At 71.2% G+C, this 20,623-nt stretch carries 23 protein-coding genes (1 of these 23 cut by a window edge); 7 read left to right on the top strand and 16 right to left on the bottom strand.

The window, feature by feature from the left end:
• On the bottom strand, window positions 1–331 hold the 5' portion of the coding sequence (locus OG276_RS29660; RefSeq protein WP_266909863.1) for a DNA-3-methyladenine glycosylase. It extends 311 nt beyond the left edge of the window; 331 of the gene's 642 nt are visible here — the first part of the coding sequence; the start codon lies at window positions 329–331; the stop codon falls past the left edge of the window.
• 135 nt (window positions 332–466) lie between these two features.
• Here OG276_RS29660 and OG276_RS29655 point away from each other — a divergent pair, with 135 nt between their 5' ends.
• The 3 genes from OG276_RS29655 to OG276_RS29645 all read left to right on the top strand — a co-directional run bounded on the left by OG276_RS29655 (window position 467) and on the right by OG276_RS29645 (window position 2,516).
• On the top strand, window positions 467–1,249 hold the full coding sequence (locus OG276_RS29655) for a sporulation protein (protein WP_266909861.1): 783 nt from the start codon (window positions 467–469) through the stop codon (window positions 1,247–1,249).
• Between the two features lie 68 nt (window positions 1,250–1,317).
• Window positions 1,318–1,851, top strand: coding sequence for a YbhB/YbcL family Raf kinase inhibitor-like protein (locus tag OG276_RS29650; RefSeq protein ID WP_266909859.1), 534 nt, complete (start codon window positions 1,318–1,320; stop codon window positions 1,849–1,851).
• 161 nt (window positions 1,852–2,012) lie between these two features.
• Window positions 2,013–2,516, top strand: a complete 504-nt coding sequence (locus tag OG276_RS29645) for an HNH endonuclease (protein WP_254387938.1) — start codon at window positions 2,013–2,015, stop codon at window positions 2,514–2,516.
• Window positions 2,517–2,595: 79 nt separating this feature from the next.
• Here OG276_RS29645 and OG276_RS29640 read toward each other — a convergent pair whose 3' ends face one another.
• The 4 genes from OG276_RS29640 to OG276_RS29625 form a co-directional block, all read right to left on the bottom strand.
• Window positions 2,596–3,366, bottom strand: a complete 771-nt coding sequence (locus tag OG276_RS29640) for a sulfite exporter TauE/SafE family protein (protein ID WP_266909857.1) — start codon at window positions 3,364–3,366, stop codon at window positions 2,596–2,598.
• A gap of 90 nt (window positions 3,367–3,456) precedes the next feature.
• Entirely contained in the window at window positions 3,457–4,452 is a 996-nt protein-coding gene (locus tag OG276_RS29635; RefSeq protein ID WP_266909855.1) for an SPFH domain-containing protein, read from the bottom strand.
• Window positions 4,453–4,582: 130 nt separating this feature from the next.
• Window positions 4,583–5,014 (bottom strand): NfeD family protein, encoded by a 432-nt coding sequence (locus OG276_RS29630; RefSeq protein WP_266909853.1) that lies wholly within the window; start codon window positions 5,012–5,014, stop codon window positions 4,583–4,585.
• Window positions 5,015–5,076: 62 nt separating this feature from the next.
• Window positions 5,077–5,871, bottom strand: coding sequence for an ABC transporter ATP-binding protein (locus OG276_RS29625; RefSeq protein WP_266909851.1), 795 nt, complete (start codon window positions 5,869–5,871; stop codon window positions 5,077–5,079).
• A gap of 142 nt (window positions 5,872–6,013) precedes the next feature.
• On the opposite strand from OG276_RS29625, the gene OG276_RS29620 reads away from it, so the two are divergent.
• Window positions 6,014–6,799: a hypothetical protein gene (locus OG276_RS29620; RefSeq protein WP_266909849.1), complete on the top strand. Its 786-nt coding sequence runs from the start codon at window positions 6,014–6,016 to the stop codon at window positions 6,797–6,799.
• A gap of 450 nt (window positions 6,800–7,249) precedes the next feature.
• On the opposite strand, the gene OG276_RS29615 is transcribed toward OG276_RS29620, so the two are convergent.
• The 3 genes from OG276_RS29615 to OG276_RS29605 form a co-directional block, all read right to left on the bottom strand.
• On the bottom strand, window positions 7,250–7,495 hold the full coding sequence (locus tag OG276_RS29615) for a chaplin (RefSeq protein ID WP_266913218.1): 246 nt from the start codon (window positions 7,493–7,495) through the stop codon (window positions 7,250–7,252).
• A gap of 128 nt (window positions 7,496–7,623) precedes the next feature.
• Window positions 7,624–8,292, bottom strand: a complete 669-nt coding sequence (locus OG276_RS29610; protein WP_266909847.1) for a response regulator transcription factor — start codon at window positions 8,290–8,292, stop codon at window positions 7,624–7,626.
• Complete coding sequence (locus tag OG276_RS29605; protein ID WP_266909845.1) at window positions 8,285–9,448, bottom strand: GAF domain-containing sensor histidine kinase; 1,164 nt, start codon at window positions 9,446–9,448, stop codon at window positions 8,285–8,287. The genes OG276_RS29610 and OG276_RS29605 overlap by 8 nt, the downstream gene beginning before the upstream one ends.
• Window positions 9,449–10,118: 670 nt before the next feature.
• On the opposite strand from OG276_RS29605, the gene OG276_RS29600 reads away from it, so the two are divergent.
• The gene (locus OG276_RS29600; protein WP_266909843.1) at window positions 10,119–10,823 is read left to right on the top strand and encodes a transglycosylase SLT domain-containing protein; all 705 of its coding nucleotides are present in this window, start codon (window positions 10,119–10,121) and stop codon (window positions 10,821–10,823) included.
• A gap of 107 nt (window positions 10,824–10,930) precedes the next feature.
• On the opposite strand, the gene OG276_RS29595 is transcribed toward OG276_RS29600, so the two are convergent.
• Complete coding sequence (locus OG276_RS29595; protein ID WP_266913216.1) at window positions 10,931–13,429, bottom strand: FHA domain-containing protein; 2,499 nt, start codon at window positions 13,427–13,429, stop codon at window positions 10,931–10,933.
• Window positions 13,430–13,904: 475 nt separating this feature from the next.
• On the opposite strand from OG276_RS29595, the gene serB reads away from it, so the two are divergent.
• Window positions 13,905–15,104 (top strand): phosphoserine phosphatase SerB, encoded by a 1,200-nt coding sequence (gene serB, locus OG276_RS29590; RefSeq protein WP_266909841.1) that lies wholly within the window; start codon window positions 13,905–13,907, stop codon window positions 15,102–15,104.
• A 106-nt stretch (window positions 15,105–15,210) separates the two neighbouring features.
• Here serB and OG276_RS29585 read toward each other — a convergent pair whose 3' ends face one another.
• From OG276_RS29585 to OG276_RS29570, 4 genes are all read right to left on the bottom strand, one after another.
• Window positions 15,211–15,729 (bottom strand): histidine phosphatase family protein, encoded by a 519-nt coding sequence (locus OG276_RS29585; RefSeq protein ID WP_266909839.1) that lies wholly within the window; start codon window positions 15,727–15,729, stop codon window positions 15,211–15,213.
• Window positions 15,730–15,860: 131 nt separating this feature from the next.
• Window positions 15,861–16,076: a hypothetical protein gene (locus tag OG276_RS29580; protein ID WP_266909837.1), complete on the bottom strand. Its 216-nt coding sequence runs from the start codon at window positions 16,074–16,076 to the stop codon at window positions 15,861–15,863.
• Window positions 16,077–16,215: 139 nt separating this feature from the next.
• The gene (locus tag OG276_RS29575) at window positions 16,216–16,335 is read right to left on the bottom strand and encodes an SGM_5486 family transporter-associated protein (RefSeq protein ID WP_266909835.1); all 120 of its coding nucleotides are present in this window, start codon (window positions 16,333–16,335) and stop codon (window positions 16,216–16,218) included.
• 5 nt (window positions 16,336–16,340) lie between these two features.
• Window positions 16,341–17,654 (bottom strand): MFS transporter, encoded by a 1,314-nt coding sequence (locus tag OG276_RS29570; RefSeq protein ID WP_266909833.1) that lies wholly within the window; start codon window positions 17,652–17,654, stop codon window positions 16,341–16,343.
• 99 nt (window positions 17,655–17,753) lie between these two features.
• Here OG276_RS29570 and OG276_RS29565 point away from each other — a divergent pair, with 99 nt between their 5' ends.
• Complete coding sequence (locus OG276_RS29565) at window positions 17,754–18,458, top strand: FadR/GntR family transcriptional regulator (protein ID WP_266909831.1); 705 nt, start codon at window positions 17,754–17,756, stop codon at window positions 18,456–18,458.
• Here the strand turns inward: OG276_RS29565 and OG276_RS29560 are convergent.
• The 3 genes from OG276_RS29560 to fabG all read right to left on the bottom strand — a co-directional run bounded on the left by OG276_RS29560 (window position 18,439) and on the right by fabG (window position 20,590).
• Entirely contained in the window at window positions 18,439–18,732 is a 294-nt protein-coding gene (locus OG276_RS29560) for a hypothetical protein (protein WP_266913214.1), read from the bottom strand. The genes OG276_RS29565 and OG276_RS29560 overlap by 20 nt on opposite strands.
• 359 nt (window positions 18,733–19,091) lie before the next feature.
• Window positions 19,092–19,865 carry an enoyl-ACP reductase FabI gene (gene fabI, locus OG276_RS29555; protein WP_266909829.1) on the bottom strand — a complete coding sequence of 258 codons (774 nt, stop codon included), beginning with the start codon at window positions 19,863–19,865 and terminating at the stop codon, window positions 19,092–19,094.
• A gap of 5 nt (window positions 19,866–19,870) precedes the next feature.
• Window positions 19,871–20,590, bottom strand: coding sequence for a 3-oxoacyl-[acyl-carrier-protein] reductase (gene fabG, locus OG276_RS29550; RefSeq protein WP_266909826.1), 720 nt, complete (start codon window positions 20,588–20,590; stop codon window positions 19,871–19,873).
• Window positions 20,591–20,623: the final 33 nt, after the last annotated feature.

Genomic DNA, 20,623 nt, shown 5'->3' with positions numbered 1-20,623 from the left:
TGATCTCCCCCGCCCTCAGCAGGACACCGCTCGCGTGGCCCGGCGGGCCGCAGACCACGTTGAGGCTGAACCACATGCCGTAGATGAAGTAGACGTACGCGTGTCCGGGTGGACCGAACATCGACGCGTTGCGCGCCGTCCGGCCCCGGTAGGCGTGGGAGCCCGGGTCGGCTTCCCCCTCGTACGCCTCCACCTCCGTGATGCGCAGTTCCAGTGGGCCGTCCGGGGTGCGGCGGACCAGGGTGCGGCCGAGGAGGTCCGGGGCCACGGTCAGGACCGGGCGGTCGAAGAAGGACCTGGGCAGGGGCGTACGGTCGGGGCGCGCGCTCATCCAGTCGAGCGTAGTGGACTGCGTACTCCTGCAACCGGGGCCTAAGGTTCCGCGTTTGTAGAGGTAGTGCCGCGCGGGGTCGCGCGGGTCTTGCGCAGGACTTTTTTCGAGCACGTCGTATAGGGGAGTCAGAGCATGGGGTTCAGGAAGCTGTTCGCGAGCCTGGGTGCCGGTGGTGCTTCGGTCGACACCGTCATCACCGAGCCGAACGTCGTACCGGGCGGGATCGTCCAGGGCGAGGTCCGGATCCAGGGCGGGTCCGTGGAGCAGCAGATCGAGGGGCTGTCCGTCGGGCTCCAGGCACGGGTGGAGGTGGAGGGCAACGACCAGGAGTACAAGCAGGACGTGGTCTTCACCAAGCAGCGTCTCGGTGGTGCCTTCCAGGTGCAGGCGGGCGCTCTGCACGTGGTGCCGTTCGGGCTGGAGATCCCCTGGGAGACGCCGATCACCCACTTCGGGGGGCGTCAGCTGCCCGGGATGAACATCGGGGTCAGCACCGAGCTGGAGATCGCGCGGGCGGTGGACGCCGGCGACCTCGACGCGATCAACGTGCACCCGGTGCCGGCGCAGCAGGCGATCCTCGACGCCTTCACGCAGCTGGGCTTCTCCTTCCGCAGTGCCGACATGGAGCGCGGGCACATCCGGGGGACGCGGCAGACGCTGCCGTTCTACCAGGAGATCGAGTTCCTGCCGCCGTCGCAGTACCGGGGGCTGAACCAGGTCGAGCTGACCTTCGTGTCCGACGGGCGCGAGATGGACGTCGTCCTGGAGATGGACAAGAAGCCGGGGCTGTTCAGCGAGGGCAGTGACACCTTCCGCTGCTTCCAGGTGGGGCTGCAGTCCTACCAGGGCACCGACTGGGCGGCCTACCTGAACCAGTGGATCTCGTCGGTGGGTTCGCAGCGCAACTGGCTCTGAGCGGATCTAGGCTCGGTGCCGGTACAGGTACCCGTCAGCGTCGACTCAACCCAGCAGGAGGTTCCGCAGTGGCCGAGCAGAGCAGGGCGCCGCTCCCCCACGATTTCCATCCGGCGGTGCACGCCTTCACCGTGAGCAGCGCGGACCTGGAGCCCGGGGCGGATCTGGGGTCCGCCCAGGTGCTGGCCGGTGGGAACGTGTCGCCGCACCTGCGGTGGGAGGGGTTCCCGGAGGGGACCAAGAGCTTCGCCGTGACCTGCTTCGACCCGGACGCGCCGACGGGGAGCGGGTTCTGGCACTGGGTGCTCTTCGATCTGCCGGTCTCGGTCACCGAGCTGCCGGCCGGGGCGGGCTCCGGGAAGTTCGAGGGGCTGCCCGCCGGGGCCGTGCACGTACGGAACGACTACGGCACCCAGGACTTCGGCGGGGCGGCTCCCCCGGCCGGGGAGCGGCACCGTTACGTGTTCACCGTGTACGCGGTGGACGAGGAGAAGCTCGGGCCCGGCGCGGACGTGTCGCCGGCCGCCGTCGGGTTCAATCTGCGGTTCCACACGCTGGGGCGTGCGCAGCTCGTCGGGGAATACGAGGCTCCCGCGGGCTGAGCCTTCCGCCCTTCGTTCTCCGAGCGTTAGCCCGGTCCTGGTCTAAAGACGACCAGGACCGGGCATTTTTATTGCGTTGTCCCGCGTGGCGCGCGCGACCAGAGTGGTTGCGGGCCCTGCCGCCAGGGTGGTCGCGGGCCTGCACACGGGAGGTGGGCGAGATGCGGGACACGCTGGTGCTGAACGCGAGCTTCGAGCCGCTGTCGACGGTGACGATGAACCGGGCTGTGGTCCTGGTGCTCCAGGACAAGGCCGTGGTCGAACAGGCGCATCCCGAGTTCCGTGTGCGCGCGGCCACGATGGAACTTCCGCTGCCGCGGGTGATCAGACTCTGCAGGTACGTACGGGTGCCCTTCCGGAGACATGCTCCCTGGTCACGGAGGGGGGTGTTGATCCGGGACCAACACCGGTGCGCCTACTGCGGGAAGCGCGCGACGACCGTGGACCACGTGCTTCCGCGGGCGCAGGGTGGTGGGGACACCTGGCTGAACACGGTGGCCTCCTGCTCCGAGGACAACCACCGCAAGGCCGCGCGGACTCCGGAGGAGGCGGGGATGCCGCTCCTCCGGAAGCCCTTCGTTCCCTCGCCGGCCGACGCCATGCTGCTCGCGCTGGGGGTGGGCGGCCGGGAGGCGCTGCCGGAGTGGCTGGAGCGTTCCGCGTAGGGCCGCGAATGATCGCGTAGGGCGGGATCGTCCCGCCGGATAGACGGCTGCGCTGGGCGACGTACGTTTTCTACGTCGCTCAGCGGAGCAGCAGCTGGACGATCGCGATGATCCCGACGGTCACGATCACGGCGCGCAGCACGGTGGGCGGCAGGCGGCGGCCGACTTTGGCGCCGAGCTGGCCGCCGATGGTGGAGCCGACGGCGATGAGCAGGACGGCCGTCCAGTCGAACTCTGCGACGAAGAGGAAGAAGACGGCCGCGATGCCGTTCACCATCGCCGCGACGACGTTCTTCACCGCGTTGATCCGCTGGAGGTCCTCGCGGAGCAGCAGGCCCATGAGGCCGATGTAGAGCACGCCTTGGGCGGCGCCGAAGTAGCCCCCGTACGCGCTGGAGAGCAGCATGCCCGACAGCAGCAGGGGGCCGCCGTCGGGATGGCCGGTGTCGCCTCCCGCGGCCTCCTGGCGCCTGCGCAGGGCGGCGGCCAGCTTGGGCTGGAAGACGACGAGCACGAGGGCCAGGCCGATCAGGACGGGCACGATCGTGTCGAAGGAGTCCGACGGCAGGGTGAGGAGCAGGATCGCGCCGGCGAGTCCGCCGACGAGGGAGACGGCGCCGAGCCGGATGATCCGGGAGCGCTGGCCCTGGAGCTCCTTGCGGTAGCCGATGGCTCCGCTGATGGAACCGGGTACGAGGCCCAGGGTGTTGGAGACGTTGGCGGTGACCGGCGGCAGGCCGGTGGCCAGCAGCACCGGGAAGGTGATCAGGGTGCCGGAACCGACGATGGTGTTGATGGTGCCGGCGCCGATGCCGGCCGCGAAGACCGCGAGTGATTCCCAGATGGACATGGGCGGGGTCGTCCCCTTTGCATGAGTGAGTCGCCTCCCCGCCGTGAAGGTCGAGGGGCCTCACTGATCATGCCGGAGGGGACGCCCCCTTCAGTCGATGGGGGGCTGTTCGCGGCGTTCCGCGGCGTCCTTGTCGCGCGCGGCGGGGATCCCGCCGCTGCCGCCGCCGTCCTTGCCGACATTCTGCGGGTTGAAGCCGGAGGCGGCGCCCATCGGGCCGAAGTTGCCCATGGCTCCGGAGAGGCCCTTGAGGGCGTCGCCGATCTCGCTCGGGACGATCCAGAGCTTGTTGGCGTCGCCTTCGGCGAGCTTCGGGAGCATCTGGAGGTACTGGTAGGCGAGCAGCTTCTGGTCGGCGTCGCCCGCGTGGATGGACTCGAAGACCGTACGGATGGCCTGCGCCTCGCCCTCGGCGCGCAGGGCCGCGGCCTTGGCGTCACCCTCGGCGCGCAGGATGGAGGACTGCTTCTCGCCCTCGGCGCGCAGGATCTCGGACTGGCGGACACCTTCGGCCTGGAGGATCGCGGCGCGCTTGTCTCGGTCGGCGCGCATCTGCTTCTCCATCGAGTCCTGGATGGAGGTCGGCGGCTCGATGGCCTTCAGCTCGACGCGGTTGACGCGGATGCCCCACTTGCCGGTGGCCTCGTCGAGGACTCCGCGCAGGGCCGCGTTGATCTCCTCGCGGGAGGTCAGGGTCCGCTCCAGGTCCATGCCGCCGATGATGTTGCGGAGCGTGGTGACGGTGAGCTGCTCGATGGCCTGGATGTAGCTGGCGACCTCGTACGTCGCGGCGCGGGCGTCGGTCACCTGGTAGTAGATGACCGTGTCGATGTTGACGACGAGGTTGTCCTGGGTGATGACGGGCTGCGGCGGGAAGGGGACGACCTGTTCGCGGAGGTCGATCCGGTTGCGGATCGAGTCGATGAACGGGACGACGATGTTGAGGCCCGCGTTGAGGGTGCGGGTGTAGCGGCCGAATCGCTCGACGATGGCGGCGCTGGCCTGCGGGATCACCTGGATCGTCTTGACCAGTGCGATGAAGACCAGAACCACCAGAATGATCAGAACGATGATGATCGGTTGCATGCGGTTCCCCGTGCCCTTCCGGCTGTCTGTGCTGCCCCGTTCAGCGGAGTCTCGCAGACCCCGGGGCCGCGGGTCGGCTGCTTGCCCACATGTGGCCCGCCCACAGGCGAGTTGCTCATGTGCTGGTCCGTCACATGACGACGGCGGTCGCCCCGTCGATCTCCACCACGTCGACGGACTGGCCCGGTTCGAAGGTGATGTCCGCGTCCAGGGAGCGCGCCGACCAGATTTCCCCGGCGAGCTTGATCCGGCCGCCGCCGCCCGCGTCCACGCGTTCCAGGACCACGGCGCTGCGGCCCCTCAACGCGTCGATTCCGCTGCGGTGTTGGGGTTTCTGGTTGCGGTGCCGGTTGGCGATCGGGCGGACGACCGCGATGAGCGCGACCGACACGGCCACGAAGACCAGGACTTGGGCGACCACTCCCCCGCCGAGGGCCGCCGTCACGGCGGCCGCCACCGCTCCGGCGGCGAACATGCCGAACTCGGGCATCGCGGTCAGGACCAGGGGGATGCCCAGTCCGACCGCGCCGATGAGCCACCACACCCACGCGTCGATGTCCACATGGTCATGGTAGGTCGGGTGGGCGCGGTCCGGACAGGGGACGACGGGCTCCAGAGCGCGGATTACCGCAGGGGCAGGCCCTGGGCGGTCCAGCGGTCGCTCTCGTTGCGCGTGACGACGAGCGGCAGGCCGAAGCAGAGGGAGAGGTTGCGGGAGGTCAGTTCGAGATCGATGGGTCCGGCCGCGACGACCTTGCCCTGACGGATCATCATGACGTGGGTGAAGCCGGGGGCGATCTCCTCGACGTGGTGCGTGACCATGATCATCGACGGCGCGAGCGGATCGCGGGCGAGCCGGCCGAGGCGTCGTACGAGGTCCTCGCGGCCGCCGAGGTCGAGACCGGCGGCGGGCTCGTCGAGCAGCAGCAGCTCGGGGTCGGTCATCAGCGCGCGGGCGATCAGGGTGCGCTTGCGCTCGCCCTCGGAGAGCGTGCCGAACTTCCGGTCGAGGTAGGGCGTCATTCCGAGGCGGTCGAGGAAGGCGCGGGCGCGCTGCTCGTCGATCTCCTCGTACTGCTCCTGCCAGGTGGCCGTCATCCCGTACGCGGCGGTGAGGACGGTCTCCAGCACGGTCTGGCGCCTGGGCAGCTTGTCGGCCATCGCGATGCCGGCCATGCCGATGCGGGGGCGCAGATCGAAGACGTCCACCTTGCCGAGGGTGCTGCCGAGGATGGTGGCGGAACCCTTGGTGGGGAAGACGTAGCTGGAGGCGAGGTTCAGCAGCGTGGTCTTGCCGGCGCCGTTGGGGCCGAGGATCACCCAGCGCTCCCCCTCCTTGACCGACCAGGAGATCTGGTCCACCAGAGCCCGGCCCTCGCGGACCACGGATACGTCCACCAGCTCCAGAACATCGCTCATGAGCGTGTTGTCTCCCCTTGCAGTCTTGGTTCGTCTGTGCGCCGCCCCGTCCGTGGGCGCAGCCCCAGGGGAAAACCTACGCCACTCGGGGAGGGCTCCGGGCGCGGGCCCGGGTCCGGGGGGCCGTCCGTAAAGTAGGGGGATGCTTTTCGAACCGCGTTCAGGGCGGCTGGCCGCCTGGGGGAACGCTCTGCTGGCCGGTCTCGTCTCGCCCGACGAGGCCGTGTTGTCGATCGTGGGCGAGGACTCCGTGCACCGGGTGGAGGGGCTGCCCGGGGAATCCGGCCCGGTGGGGCTCACCCTGGCGCTGGGCCGGATGCGGGTGCTGGGGGTGACCGGGCTGCGGATCGCGCTCCCGGCGCCGGGGCATCCGCTGGGGCTGAGCGGGCCGCCGGAGTTCAACGCGAGGGCGCTGGACGCGGAGGAGGCGGTCGTCGCGGTGGGTGCGGCGGTCGGGCTGGTGCCGGAGGTCCAGGAGGCCGGGCCGGCGGGTGACGTGCACGTGTCGGTGACCTGGCACTGCCTGCCGGTACGGGAGGCCCCGCCGGCGGACGTGCCGTCGCTCGGCGAGGCGGAACGGGAACTGGCGGAGGCGCTGCGCGAGGCCACGGTGGTGCTGACCCGGCTGGACGTGGCGGGATCCGGGCCGGTCGCCGAGGCGGCGCTGTCCGCGTACCGGGCGCGGACGGAGGCCGGGCGGGACGCGCTGGCGCCGGGGTATCCGGCGCGGGCGGTACGGGTCCTGTCGCTGGCGCAGCGGGTGGACCTGATGGTGTCGCTCGCGACCGAGCGGGGGCACGGGGCGGCGGTGGCCGCGTCGGAGATGGCGGCCCGGGCGGAGGCGTTGCGGCCCGTGGAGCGGGTCGCCCGGCGGGCGCTGGTCGCCGCGTACAACTCGGCCGTTGAGGAGCGGGAGCGGGGGCTTTAGCCTCGGCCCCGGTGGCCCCCGGCGGTGGGCGGAGTCCCGTGCGGCGCCCTTGCACGAGCGTCCCCGGCTGCGCCGGGCCTTCCGGGGCACCGCCCCGGGCCCCGCTCCTCAAACGCCGGAGGGGCTGGATTTGCCCGGCTGCGCCGGATTGGCCGCGGCAGGTGGCACTCCTCCCCCGAGGCGGGAGTGGTCCGGCCGTGGCGGAAAGGCATCGGCCCCGCTTCCCAGGGAGAGGGGGGAAGCGGGGCCGAGGTGCGTGGTCGCTGCGCGTGGCCGACTCACTCCGCCGGACGGAGTCCGGCGCAGCGGGGCGAGCGCCGCGTCGGGAATCGGCCCGGCGCAGCGGGGCGATGCCTGCGCAGCAGTGCGAGCGCCGCGTCGGGAATCGGCCCGGCGCAGCGGGGCGATGCCTGCGCAGCAGTGCGAGCGCCGCGTTGAAAGGGGGCTGGGTCAGTTGTTGACGCCCGTGTTGCCCCAGGCGCCGTTCAGCAGGCCGATCACGTTGACCGAGTTGCCCACGACGTTCGCGGGGATGTGGACCGGGAGCTGGAGCTGGTTCCCCGCGGCCACGCCGGGCGAGTTCAGGGCCTCGCCCGTCGCCGACGCACCGCCGTGCGCCGACGAGACACCCACGCCGGCGGCGAGGAGGCCGCCCGCGATCATGGTGACGGCGGTGGCCTTCTTGATGTTCTTCACGTTCTCGTCCTCCAGTACGTCTGCCGCGGCCAGCCGCCGCGGCACGTCATGAAGAACGCTCATCCGACGAACGGGATACGCCATGTGGGCTACATACACCCGACCGTATGAATCACAGCCTGCACACGTCACTGCGCGTTGCCGTGTCTGACCGCCCACAGCGCCGCCTGCGTACGGTCCGCGACGTCCAGCTTCATCAGGATGTTCGAGACGTGCGTCTTCACCGTCTTCTCCGACAGGACGAGCGCGCGGGCGATCTCCCGGTTCGAGCGCCCGTCCGCTATGTGGTGCAGCACCTCGCGCTCGCGGTCCGTCAGGTTGCCGCCGCGGCCTGAAGACGGGCCGGGGCCCTCCTCGGCGAGCAGGGCTCCGGCGACCTCCGGCTGGAGGAGGACGTGGCCCGCGTGGACGGAGCGGATGGCGGCGGCGAGGGCGTCGGGGTCTATGTCCTTGTACACGTAACCCGCCGCGCCCGCGCGCAGGGCGGGGACCACCGTGCGCTGCTCGGTGAAGCTGGTGACGATCAGCACGCGCGCGGGGTTCGCCAGCGTGCGCAGCCTGCGCAGGGCCTCGATGCCGTCGGTGCCCGGCATCTTGATGTCCATCAGGATGACGTCGGGGAGCAGTTCCCCGGCGCGGTCGATGCCCTCCTCGCCGTCGGCGGCCTCGCCGACCACCTCTATGTCGTCCTGGACCTCCAGGAAGGTGCGCAGGCCCCGCCGGACCACCTGGTGGTCGTCCACGAGCAGTACTTTGATGCGGCTGCCGCCGCCGCTACGGCCCGACGCGTCAGCCACCGGGTACCTCCAGTTCGATCGTGGTGCCGTTGGCGGTGCCGGGCTCGGAGCTCACGGTGAGCCGGCCGCCGACGCTTGCGGCCCGGTCGCGCATGGAGACCAGGCCCAGGTGGCGGCCCGCCCGGCGGACGGTGGGAGGGGAGAAGCCGGTTCCGTCGTCGGTCACCCGCAGCAGGGCTCCCCCGGTCTCCCGGCGGGTCAGGGTGACGTCGATCCTCTCCCCGGCCGAGTGGCGCAGGGCGTTGTGCAGGGCCTCCTGGGCCACGCGCAGGACCGCCTCCTCCTGGGCCGCGGGCAGGGCCCTTACGCCGTCGCAGGTGAAGGTGACGTGCGCGGCGTGGGCCCGGTTCAGGACGCGGACCTGGCCCCGCAGGGTGGCGACCAGGCCGTCCTCGTCCAGGGCGGCGGGGCGGAGCTCGGTGACGGCCGCGCGCAGTTCGTCGGCGGCCTCGGCCGCGAGGACGGCGACCTGCTGGAGCTCGTCCTTGGCGCGGGCGGGGTCGCGGTCCACCAGGGCGGCGGCGGCCTGCGCGGTCAGGCGGAGCGAGAAGAGCTTCTGGCTGACCGCGTCGTGCAGCTCGTGGGCCAGGCGCGAGCGCTCCTCGGCGATGGTCAGCTCACGGCTGCGCTCGTAGAGGCGGGCGTTGGTGAGGGCGATCGCCGCGTGCTGGGCGAGGAGGGAGAGGAGCTCCTCGTCCTCGTCGGTGAAGCCGCGCTCGCCGCCCGGGACGGTCCGCTTGTTCGCCAGGAAGAGGGCGCCGAGGGTCTCCTCGCCGTCCCGGATGGGCAGACCGAGGAAGTCGGACATGTCGGGGTGGGCGGCGGGCCAGCCCTCGAAGCGGGGGTCCTCGCGTACGTCGGCCAGCCGCTCGGGGCCGTCCTGGTGGAGCATCGCGGCGAGGATGCCGTGCTGGCGGGGCAGCGGGCCGATCGCCCGCCACTGCTCCTCGCTGATGCCGTCCACGACGAACTGGGCGAAGCCGCCGTGGTCGTCCGGGACGCCCAGGGCCGCGTACTCGGCGTCGAGCAGCTCGCGGGCCGAGGCGACGATCGTGCGCAGCACGTCGCGGACCTCCAGCCGGCGGCTCATGGCGAGCAGTGCGGTGCTCACGGCGGCCAGGCCACCGCCGCGGGGGGCTCGGGGTCCGGATTGCATGGCCTCACGGTACTCGCGGCGGCCCGGCGGGCGGATCGGGCCGGGGACGTAGGCCTCGCGCGGGCGGCGGCGTAGGTAGCGGCGTAGGTCTCCGGCCCGGGGCGGGGCCCGGGCGGCCGGTGCGCGGGGCGAGGGCCCGGGCGGGATGGAGCGGGGAGGGTGCTCGGGGGTACGGGAGAAGGGACTGTATATAAGGGACATTCCGCCGGGCCGTGCGGCCCGGGTGCGCGCCGGGCGGAGGGGCGGCAGGGGGGCTGGACGGGGCGCCGTACCGCGCGGGTACCGCCCGGCCGTAGCGAAGCTGTACCTCTGGCATGACTTCGGAGGAGCTCCAGTGCTACTCAAGGATGAGAACGGTCACTGAGTGGATTGCTGCCGCAACGGTTGGTGAGATTGATACACGGCCGATGTGAGCCCGCACATAGGACGCACATCACTTACGAAGCTCCCTAGTGGACGAATAAGAGCGCTGTTAGTGCTGGCTCGCGTGCCTCAGGCGCTGAATTCGGGGTTCGGCTCGGGCCCCTGATCCACTAAGCGGGATCGTACGTCACACCTTTGCCACAGGATTTTGCCACCGCTAAGAATTGCTCTCGTCGCACAGCGCCGCGGATCTCGGATCCGGCAGGCGCTTTCCTGCGGCCCCCGCTATTCGAAGAGGTTGCTACCCATGACCGAGACCAACACTCCCGGCCACAGTCGTCTGACGATGACGAAGGCCCACAAGCTTTCCATCGCCGGTGTAGCCACCCTGGGCGCCGCGGCCCTCGCCTTCTCGCTCGTACCTGCCAGTGCCACCGAGACGCAGACGGCCGTCGTCGCTGCTCCCGTCGCCTGGTCCAAGGTCGTCGACGGTGCGCAGACGCAGGCCGTGCAGCAGCACCTCACCGTTCAGCAGGTCGTCGCGGGCCAGCAGGCCAAGGTCGCGAAGGACGCACAGGCCGCGAAGGCCGCCAAGGACTCCGCCGCCAAGGCCAAGGCCGAGGCGGACGCGAAGAAGGACCGCGAGCAGAAGGCGGCCGCCAGCCGCTCCGCGAACCGCGCGCCGGTCTTCGCGAACAACCTGGACGGCTGGATCAAGGAAGCCCTCTTCATCATGAAGAAGGAGGGCATTCCGGGCACCTACGCCGGGATCCACAAGAACATCATGCGCGAGTCCAGCGGCAACCCGCTGGCGATCAACAACTGGGACATCAACGCCCAGAACGGCATCCCCAGCAAGGGTCTGCTCCAGGTCATCGCCCCGACCTTCAAGGCGTACCACGTCAAGGGCACCAAGTTCGACCAGTACGACCCGGTCGCCAACATCGTCGCGGCCTGCAATTACGCGGCCGACCGCTACGGCTCCATGGACAACGTCAACAGCGCCTACTAGGCCCCTGGCGTCCTGCCCAGCCCCCCATGCGCCTCAGGGCGGCCCCGGTGTTCCGGAGCCGCCCTGAGGCGTTCGTGCGTACCCGCGTGCCCTCGCGGGGTCAGTGCCTACTTGCCCGCGCGCATGACCTCGGGCTCGTGGCGGCGCAGCAGGCGCTGTACGGCGAAGCCGCACGCGACGCCGAGGAGCAGCAGGATCGTGATGTTCAGGCTCCACTGGCCGACCGTGGCGTCCCAGAGCGGGTCGGTGTTGGTCGGGTTGTCCTGGTCCCACGGCGGCATGAGCACGCCGAGGTTCAGCGTGGTGCCGGCGGCGGCGATCGCCCAGCGCGACGGCATCAGCCAGGCGAACTGCTCCAGGCCCGGAGAGTCGTAGACCTGGAAGAGGATGCCGGTGAAGACGACCTGGACGATCGCGAACATGACGAGCAGCGGCATGGTCTTCTCGGCGGTCTTCACCAGCGAGGAGATCACCAGGCCGAACATCATGGAGGTGAAGCCGAGCGCGATGACCGACAGGCAGATCTCCACGGCCGGCGGCATCAGCAGACCCTCGGCGGGCAGGTCGCGCGGGTAGAAGCCGATCGCGCAGATGATCACGCCCTGGATGGCCGTGATGAACCCGAGGACGATCACCTTCGACGCGAGGTACGCCGACCGGGACAGGCCGGTCGCGCGCTCGCGCTCGTAGATCACGCGTTCCTTGATCAGCTCTCGGACCGAGTTCGCGGCGCCGGAGAAGCACATGCCGACCGCGAGGATCAGCATGATCGTGCCGGCGTCGCCGTTGAAGCGGGACGGCGCCACGGGCGGCGCGAGTCCGAACTTCGCGGGGATGACGACGGAGACCACGCCGAGGACCGCCGGGAGGATCAGCATCAGCCCGATGAAGCCCTTGTCGGACGCGATGACCGACATGTAGCGGCGCATCAGCGTCCAGAGCTGGGAGCCCCAGCCCTGCGGCTTGGGCGGCCGGGTCTGCTGCATGGCGGGCTGCACCGACTGCGGGGCGACCGCGTCGATGTCGGCGGCGTAGAGCTGGTAGTGCTGCGAGCCCTTCCAGCGGCCGGCCCAGTCGTAGTCGCGGTAGCTCTCGAAGGCGGAGAACACGTCGGCCCAGGTGGAGTAGCCGAAGAAGTTCAGCGCCTCGTCCGGCGGGCCGAAGTACGCGACCGAGCCGCCCGGGGCCATGACCAGCAGCTTGTCGCAGATGGCCAGCTCGGCGACCGAGTGCGTGACGACGAGGACCGTGCGGCCGTCGTCGGCGAGGCCGCGCAGCAGCTGCATGACATCGCGGTCCATGCCCGGGTCCAGGCCCGAGGTGGGCTCGTCCAGGAAGATCAGCGAGGGCTTGGTCAGCAGCTCCAGGGCCACGGACACGCGCTTGCGCTGGCCGCCCGAGAGCGAGGTGATCTTCTTGTCCTTGTGGATGTCGAGCTTGAGCTCGCGCAGCACCTCGTTGATGCGGGCGGCGCGCTCGGACTCGGCGGTGTCGCCCGGGAAGCGGAGCTTGGCCGCGTACTTCAGGGCGGTGCTGACCTTCAGCTCCTTGTGCAGGATGTCGTCCTGCGGGACCAGGCCGATGCGCTGGCGGAGCTCCGCGAACTGCTTGTACAGGTTGCGGTTGTCGTAGAGGACGTCGCCCTGGTTGGCCGGGCGGTAGCCGGTCAGCGCCTTGAGGAGCGTCGACTTGCCGGAGCCGGAGGGACCGATGACGCCGATCAGCGACTTCTCCGGGACGCCGAAGGTGACGTCCTTGAGGATCTGCTTGCCGCCGTCGACCGTGACCGTGAGGTGGCGGGCCGAGAAGGAGACGTCACCGGTGTCGACGAACTCTTCGAGGCGGTCGCCGACGATCCGGAAGGTCGAGTGGCCGACGCCGACGATGTCGTTCGGGCCGAGCAGCGCGGTGCCGGACTTCGCCAGCGGCTGGCCGTTGACGTAGGTGCCGTTGTGGCTGCCGAGGTCGCGGATCTCGAAGCGGCCGCCCGGCATCGAGCGGAACTCCGCGTGGTGGCGGGAGACCTGGAGGTCGGAGACCACCAGCTCGTTCTCCAGCGCACGGCCGATGCGCATGACGTGGCCCAGCTCGAGCTGGTGGAACGTCGTCGGGCTGCGGTGGTCCCCGTAGCCCGGGGTGCCGCCGCCGCCCGGCTGCGGCTGGTGCTGCTGCGGCTGGTGCTGCTGCGGGAACGGCGGGGCCTGCTGGGCCTGCTGCTCCCAGGGCTGCTGCGGTGCCTGCCGCTGCGGCTGCTGCGGTGCCTGCTGCTGCGCGTACGCCTGGGCGGACGCCTGCTGCGCCACGGCCGGCTGCGGTGCCTGCTGCGCCGCGACCGCACCGGCGACGGGATTCAGCCGCGGCCCGTCGGTGGCGTTGCCCAGGTGCACCGGCGTGCCGGGTACGAGCTCGGCCTGCTGGACCCTCGCCCCGCGCACGTACGTGCCGTTGGTGCTGCCGTGGTCCTCGATTCCCCAACCTCGCCCGTTCCAGGCGATGGTGGCGTGCCGCCACGACACCCGGGCGTCATCGATCACCACGTCTCCCTGGGGGTCGCGCCCCAGCGAGTACGACCTGGACGGATCGAGCGTCCAGGTCCTTCCATTCAATTCCAGTACGAGTTCCGGCACTCCAGCCCCACTTAAGTCCCCCGAGAATCCCCCATGACGTCTGGGAGTCTAGGGATGGCGAACATCCGGGGGAACTATTTCAGGCGCACGGCCACAAGGGGAATCCGGGCCGCGTGGCGGCGTCCCGGGAGGCCCGCCGAGGGGGTCGAAAGCCGCCCGGAAGGTGTGTTTCGGGACGTCCCGGCATCCCCCCGGGCGGGGTGGAGGCCCCGCTCCGTCCGATCGGGCGGGCTTGCGCCCGGACGAAGCCCGCCGTCGCGCGCGCGGCCTGCGGCCGTCCGGCCCGTCCTCCTCCCCGGACCTCCACGCGGCCGCCCCAGGGCCCGCGCATGTCCACCGCGTGTCCTGCACGCGTCCGGGGCGCGGCTCCCGCACGTCCGTACGGAGCGAAACGGTTCCGCCAGGTGGGACGGGGCTCCGTGCCCGCAGGCCGGGGAGATACGGTGAAGGCACCATGAGCGCTTCGCAGACCTCCGACGTCCCCACCCTCCTCGTCAAGATCTTCGGCAAGGACCGTCCCGGGATCACCGCCGGGCTGTTCGACACCCTCGCCGCCTACTCCGTCGACGTAGTCGACATCGAGCAGGTCGTCACCCGAGGCCGCATCGTCCTGTGCGCCCTCGTCACCCACCCGACCGCCGGCACCGAGGGCGAGCTGCGGTCCACCGTCCACAGCTGGGCCGAGTCCCTCAAGCTGCAGGCCGAGATCCTCTCCGGCACCGGTGACAACCGGCCGCGCGGCAGTGGCCGTTCGCACGTCACCGTGCTCGGGCATCCGCTCACCGCCGAGTCCACGGCCGCCATCGCCGCGCGGATCACCTCGACCGGCGGCAACATCGACCGTATCTTCCGGCTCGCGAAGTATCCGGTGACGGCCGTGGAGTTCGCCGTCTCGGGCACCGAGACCGAGCCGCTGCGCACCGCGCTGGCCACCGCCGCCGCGCAGATCGGCGTCGACGTGGCCGTGGTCGCGTCCGGGCTGCACCGGCGGGCCCAGCGCCTCGTCGTCATGGACGTGGACTCGACCCTGATCCAGGACGAGGTCATCGAGCTCTTCGCCGCGCACGCCGGCTGCGAGGCCGAGGTCGCCGAGGTGACCGAGCGGGCCATGCGCGGGGAGCTGGACTTCGAGCAGTCGCTGCACGCCCGGGTCGCGCTGCTGGCCGGGCTGGACGCCTCCGTGGTGGACAAGGTCCGCTCCGAGGTGCGTCTCACCCCGGGCGCCCGGACGCTGATCCGCACCCTCAAGCGCCTCGGATACCAGGTGGGCGTGGTCTCCGGCGGGTTCACGCAGGTGACGGACGATCTGCGGGAGAAGCTCGGGCTGGACTTCGCCTCCGCCAACACCCTGGAGATCGTCGACGGCAAGCTGACGGGCAAGGTCACCGGCGAGATCGTGGACCGGGCCGGCAAGGCCCGGCTGCTGCGCCGCTTCGCCGCGGAGGCGGGTGTGCCGCTGGCCCAGACCGTGGCCATCGGTGACGGTGCCAACGACCTGGACATGCTGAACGCGGCCGGGCTGGGCGTGGCCTTCTGCGCCAAGCCGGTGGTCCGCCAGGCCGCGCACACCGCGGTGAACGTGCCCTTCCTCGACGCCGTGCTGTACCTGCTCGGAATCACCCGCGAAGAGGTCGAGGCCGCCGACCTGGCGTGACGGACACGTCCGGCCCACGGCGTCCCGACGCCCCCTACGACGGAGCGGGCCCCGGCACTTCCACAGTGCCGGGGCCCGCTCCGTCGTCGTGGTCGTCGTCGGGGCGTCAGCCGTGCGGGGTCCAGAAGTCCAGCAGGGTGCCCACGCCGTGCTCCACGGACTTCCACGAGCCGGTGAAGGAGACGACGGCGATCCCGGAGGTCGGGAAGCCGCTGCGGTTCATCCGGGCGAGGACATCGCCCTGCGCGTTCCCGGCGAGGGCGTCGGCCAGGGCGTGCATACCGGGGTTGTGACCGATGACCAGGAGGTTCTTCACCTCGTCGGAGGTCTCGTTGACCAGGGCGATGAGCTCGCCCAGCGAGGCCTCGTAGAGCCGTTCCTCGTACGTGGTCTTCGGCCGGTGCGGCAGCTCCTGGACGGCCAGCTTCCAGGTCTCCCTGGTCCGGGCCGCACTGGAGCAGAGGGCCAGGTCGAAGGTGATGCCGGTCTGAGCCAGTTTCTGGCCCGCGGCCGGGGCGTCGTGACGGCCGCGCTCCGCCAGGGGGCGGTCGTGGTCCGTGCCGTCCGACCATTCGGCCTTGGCGTGCCGGAGGAGGACGATCCTGCGGGGTGTGTCGGCGCTCATGGCTCCCAGCTTCGCATGAATCGAGCCATGGGGCGCAGGGTGTTGAGGGGGCCGTCACCCCCAGGTGTGGGGACGAAGGGCGCGCCCCGGCGCGCGGCGGCGCGGGTGGGCGCCGGGTGGCTGGCGCCTCGTCAGCCGACGGCGCTCAGCAGGCGTTCGGTGACGTGGACGAGGGTGGAGCCCTCGCCGGAAGCGGCGTGTGCCTGGCCGGATCCCGCCAGGAGTATGAGCAGGAGGCCGAAGGCGAGGGCGGGCAGGGCGAGCGCCCACCAGGGCAGCCGGGCGTCGGCCCCGGCGACGCGGGGAGCGGACGGGCGGCCGGGGGCCAGGTGCGTGGGGGCCGACATGGCCGCCTCCGTGGGGTGGTCGGACGGGCTCGCTCTTGCTCTTCGAATCTAAGGATTCGAGCAGGCGGTTCCCATCCGGGACGCACCCCAGATGTCCCTGAGCCTGACCCCCTAGGGGTTGGGGGGTTAACCCCACCCTTTACGGCGAGGCGAGGGTGGCGATGACGGAGATGACCACGGTCACCAGCAGCATCGCGCCCAGCACGAGGCCGAGCTTCCGGTGGCCGTTCTGGGGGTTCGGTTCAAGTACGGGCGACATGCCGATCAGTCTCGCATGCCGTATTCGTCCTCGATCGTGCGGTCCCGGCCCGCCAGCACGCCGAGCGCGATCTGCGGGACGAGCAGACCGGCCATCAGGGCCAGCGGCAGGTCCCAGCCGCCGGTGTGCTGGTAGAGGGTGCCGATGAGGAGCGGCCCGGGGATGGAGATCAGGTAGCCGGTGCTCTGGGCGAAGGCCGACAGCTTGACGACGCCGGCCGGGGACTTGGCCCGCAGTCCGATCATGGTGATGACGAGCGGGAAGGCGCAGTTGGAGACGCCGAGCATGAGGGCCCAGGCCCACGCGCCGGCGGCGGGGGCGAAGTAGAGCCCGAGGTAGCCGAAGAGGCCGAAGAGGCCGAGTACGACGGCGATGGGGCCCTGGTTCCTCATCCGGCCGGCCAGGCCCGGGATGACGAAGGCGAGCGGGACGCCCATGACCATGGTGACGGCGAGCAGGATGCCCGCGGTGGAGGCGGAGACCCCGGCGTCGCGGAAGATCTGCGGGAGCCAGCCCATGGTGATGTACGCGCCCGTGGCCTGGAGCCCGAAGTAGGAGGCGAGGGCCCACGCGGTGCGGCTGCGCACGACGCCGGGCCCGGCGTCGGGCCGGACGGCCGGCGCCGCGCCGGCGGCGACCGAGGCCGCGGCCGCCGCCTTCTCCTTGCGGGCCGCCGCGGCGATGGGCAGCCAGGGCAGGACGGCCGCCGCGGCGAGGAGGGCCCAGATCAGCAGGCCGGTGCGCCAGCTGCCGCCGAGGGCCTGGGTCATCGGGACGGTCGCCGCCGCGGCGAGCGAGGTGCCGGCGGCCAGGGCCATGGAGTAGAGCCCCGTCATGGTGCCGACCCGGTCGGGGAACCAGCGCTTGACGATCACCGGCAGGAGCACGTTGGTCAGGGCTATGCCCGCCAGGGTCAGGGCGCTGGCCGCGAGGAACCCGGCGGCGTTGGAGGCGAAGGGCCGGATCAGCAGCCCCGCGGCGACGGCGGCCATACCGGCGCAGACGACGGCCGCCGGGCCGAAGCGGCGGGAGAGCCGGGGCGCGGTGACGCCGAAGACGGCGAAGCAGAGGGCGGGTACGGAGGTGATGAGTCCGGCGACGGTCCCGCTCATGCCGAGGCCCTCGCGGGTCTCCTCGAAGAGGGCGCCGAGGCTGGTGATGGCGGGCCGCAGGTTGAGGGCGGCCAGCACGATGCCGACGAGGAGCACGGGTCCGAGCCACGCCGGCTGCGGGGTGGCGGCGGGGGCGGGAAGGGGCTGCGGGGTGGCCGTGCGCGCGGCCGGGGGCCGGTTCAGGATCTGGACTTCGTCGTCGGACATTCAACCATCATAGAATCATGGGATGATTGGTTGTCCACCCCACGGCCCTATCGTTCACATCACCCACATCGCGCCCGCCCCGAGAGGAACCCCGACCGCATGCCGCTGACCTCGCCCCGGCGATCCGCGCTCGTCGACCAGGTGATCGCCCAGCTCAGGAACCAGATCACCACCGGCGAATGGCCCGTGGGCTCGCGCATCCCCACCGAGCCGGAGCTCGTGGAGCTGATGGGCGTCGCCCGCAACACCGTGCGCGAGGCCGTCCGGGCCCTCGCGCACAACGGCCTCCTCGACATCCGCCAGGGTTCGGGGACCTACGTCATCGCCACCAGCGAGCTGGCCGGGGTCATGCACCGCCGCTTCGCCGGCGCCGACCCCCGGCACGTCGCGGAGCTGCGCTCGACGCTGGAGTCCTCGGCGGCCCGCCTCGCGGCGGAGCGGCGGACGGCGCGGGACCTCGTACAGCTGGACGCGCTGCTGGCGCGGCGCGAGGAAGCCTGGTCGGGCGGGGACGCGGAGCCGTTCATCGCGGCCGACGTGGCCCTGCACATGGCGGTGGTGGCGGCTTCGCACAACGAGGTGCTCATCGAGCTGTACGCGGACCTCGGCGATCTGGTGGCCGACTGGCTGCGCACCGACGTGGGCACGGAGCTCCATCCCGCCTCGCACCTGGACCACGCCCGGCTGATCGAGGCGATCCGGCGCGGGGACGGGGACGCGGCGGCCTCGGAGGCGGCCGGCTATCCGTTCGTCTGTCTCGCGAAGGAGGGGCGGCCCGCGGGGGTCACTGCCGCTGGTGGCTGACCCAGGCGGAGCGGACTTCCTTCCAGCAGCGGCCGGAGAGCTCCACCCGGCCGGCCGGGCCGATGGCCACGGCGGCGCCGTCCCCGTCCACGTCCCACCAGCGGTCGCACTCCACGTGCAGGCGGACCAGGTCGGTCTGCGGGTAGCCGTTGTGGCAGAACGCCACCACCTGCGAGCCGTTGATCTCGGTGTCGCAATCGGCCCCGAAGAGCTCCCGGGCGGGCCGCGCGGGCCGTACGGGCGGTTCGGCGGGGATCTGGGCCAGGTCGACCACGGCCGGGGCCTGCACGTCCGTACCGGGCGCCGGGGCGGGCCCCTCGTCCTGCGCGACGGCCCCCGGGAGCAGGAATCCGGTCAGGACCACCGAGGTGATCAGCAGGGATACCGCTCGGCTCCGCCTCGCGCGCACTCCCGTACCTCCTCCCCGCAGGAGCCGGGAAGATCCCGACGGGCCCAGTTTGCAGGCAAATGTCCTGATTTTCGACTCGGGAAGATCGGGCCCGGGTGCGGACATCTGATCGAGTCAGCCCGTACGGTCCCCACCCCGCGCACCGAAACGGCGGCGGCCGCGCCTCCCGGGAGGGGAGACGCGGCCGCCGCCGTACGGATGGAACAGGGGCCGGACCGGGGAGGTCAGGCACCCATCGCGTGCAGGCCGCCGTCGACGTGGATGATCTCGCCGGTGGTGCTGGGGAACCAGTCCGACAGCAGGGCGACGACGCCCTTGGCGGCCGGCTCCGGGTCCGTCATGTCCCACTCCATCGGGGAGCGGTGGTTCCAGACGTCCGCCAGGTCGGAGAAGCCGGGGATGGACTTCGCGGCCATCGAACCGAGCGGGCCGGCGGAGATCAGGTTGCAGCGGATCTTCTCCTTGCCCAGGTCACGGGCGAGGTAGCGGCTGGTGGCCTCCAGCGCGGCCTTGGCCGGGCCCATCCAGTCGTACTGCGGCCACGCGAACTGCGCGTCGAAGGTGAGGCCGACGACCGAGGCGCCCTCGTTCTCCGGGAAGAGCGGCTTGCAGGCCATGGTCAGCGACTTCAGCGAGAACGCCGAGACGTGCATGGCGGTGGCGACCGACTCGAACGGGGTGTTCAGGAAGTTGCCGCCCAGCGCGTCCTGCGGCGCGAAGCCGATGGAGTGGACGACGCCGTCGAGGCCGCCGAGCTCCGCGCGGACGAGGCCCTCCAGGCGGGCCAGGTGCTCGTCGTTGGTGACGTCGAGCTCGATCACCTTGACCGGCTTGGGCAGCTTCTTGGCGATGCGCTCGGTCAGCGTCGGCCGCGGGAACGCGGTGAGGATGACCTCTGCGCCCTGCTCCTGGGCCAGCTTGGCGACGTGGAAGGCGATGGAGGACTCCATCAGCACCCCGGAGACGAGGAGGCGCTTGCCGTCGAGAATTCCGCTCATGGTGATCAGTGACCCATGCCCAATCCGCCGTCAACGGGAATGACGGCACCAGTGATGTACGCGGCGTTGTCGGACGCCAGGAAGCTGACCGCGGCCGCGATCTCCTCGGGCTGCGCGTAGCGCCCCAGGGGCACCTGGCCGACGATGCCGGCCCGCTGCTCGTCGGTGAGCACCTTCGTCATGTCGGTGTCCACGAAGCCGGGCGCGACGACGTTGAAGGTGATGTTGCGGGAGCCCAGCTCACGGGCCAGGGAGCGGGCGAAGCCGACCAGCGCCGCCTTGGAGGCGGCGTAGTTGGCCTGGCCGGCCGAGCCGAGCAGGCCGACGACCGAGGAGATCAGGACGACGCGGCCCTTCTTGGCACGGAGCATGCCGCGGTTCGCACGCTTGACCACCCGGAAGGTGCCGGTGAGGTTCGTGTCGACGACCGAGGCGAAATCGTCCTCGGACATGCGCATCAGCAGCGTGTCCTTGGTGATGCCCGCATTGGCCACGAGGACCTCGACCGCGCCGTGGGCCTCCTCGACCTGCTTGTACGCGAGGTCGACCTGGTCGGAGTCGGTGATGTCGCAGCGGACCGCCAGCACGCCCAGAGCCGTGAGCTCGGCCGGGGGCTCGCCCGACCGGTACGTGATCGCGACCTTGTCCCCAGCTTCCGCGAAAGCTCGGGCGATGGCGAGGCCGATGCCCCGGTTACCTCCGGTGACGAGAACCGAGCGGCTCAACGGATCACCCTTTCGACTAGCGGTCTGAATACC

The sequence above is a fragment of the Streptomyces sp. NBC_00086 genome, assembly GCF_026343255.1.
GTDB lineage: Bacteria > Actinomycetota > Actinomycetes > Streptomycetales > Streptomycetaceae > Streptomyces.
This window is presented reverse-complemented; position numbering and strand designations above follow the sequence as displayed.

Coding starts and splice junctions, on each gene's coding strand:
- OG276_RS29655 (WP_266909861.1), top strand. CDS start 467: ATGGGGTTCAGGAAGCTGTTCGCGAGCCTGGGTGCCGGTGGTGCTTCG.
- OG276_RS29645 (WP_254387938.1), top strand. CDS start 2,013: ATGCGGGACACGCTGGTGCTGAACGCGAGCTTCGAGCCGCTGTCGACG.
- OG276_RS29640 (WP_266909857.1), bottom strand. CDS start 3,366: ATGTCCATCTGGGAATCACTCGCGGTCTTCGCGGCCGGCATCGGCGCC.
- OG276_RS29635 (WP_266909855.1), bottom strand. CDS start 4,452: ATGCAACCGATCATCATCGTTCTGATCATTCTGGTGGTTCTGGTCTTC.
- OG276_RS29625 (WP_266909851.1), bottom strand. CDS start 5,871: ATGAGCGATGTTCTGGAGCTGGTGGACGTATCCGTGGTCCGCGAGGGC.
- OG276_RS29620 (WP_266909849.1), top strand. CDS start 6,014: ATGCTTTTCGAACCGCGTTCAGGGCGGCTGGCCGCCTGGGGGAACGCT.
- OG276_RS29605 (WP_266909845.1), bottom strand. CDS start 9,448: ATGCAATCCGGACCCCGAGCCCCCCGCGGCGGTGGCCTGGCCGCCGTG.
- OG276_RS29600 (WP_266909843.1), top strand. CDS start 10,119: ATGACCGAGACCAACACTCCCGGCCACAGTCGTCTGACGATGACGAAG.
- serB (WP_266909841.1), top strand. CDS start 13,905: ATGAGCGCTTCGCAGACCTCCGACGTCCCCACCCTCCTCGTCAAGATC.
- OG276_RS29585 (WP_266909839.1), bottom strand. CDS start 15,729: ATGAGCGCCGACACACCCCGCAGGATCGTCCTCCTCCGGCACGCCAAG.
- OG276_RS29580 (WP_266909837.1), bottom strand. CDS start 16,076: ATGTCGGCCCCCACGCACCTGGCCCCCGGCCGCCCGTCCGCTCCCCGC.
- OG276_RS29575 (WP_266909835.1), bottom strand. CDS start 16,335: ATGTCGCCCGTACTTGAACCGAACCCCCAGAACGGCCACCGGAAGCTC.
- OG276_RS29570 (WP_266909833.1), bottom strand. CDS start 17,654: ATGTCCGACGACGAAGTCCAGATCCTGAACCGGCCCCCGGCCGCGCGC.
- OG276_RS29565 (WP_266909831.1), top strand. CDS start 17,754: ATGCCGCTGACCTCGCCCCGGCGATCCGCGCTCGTCGACCAGGTGATC.
- fabI (WP_266909829.1), bottom strand. CDS start 19,865: ATGAGCGGAATTCTCGACGGCAAGCGCCTCCTCGTCTCCGGGGTGCTG.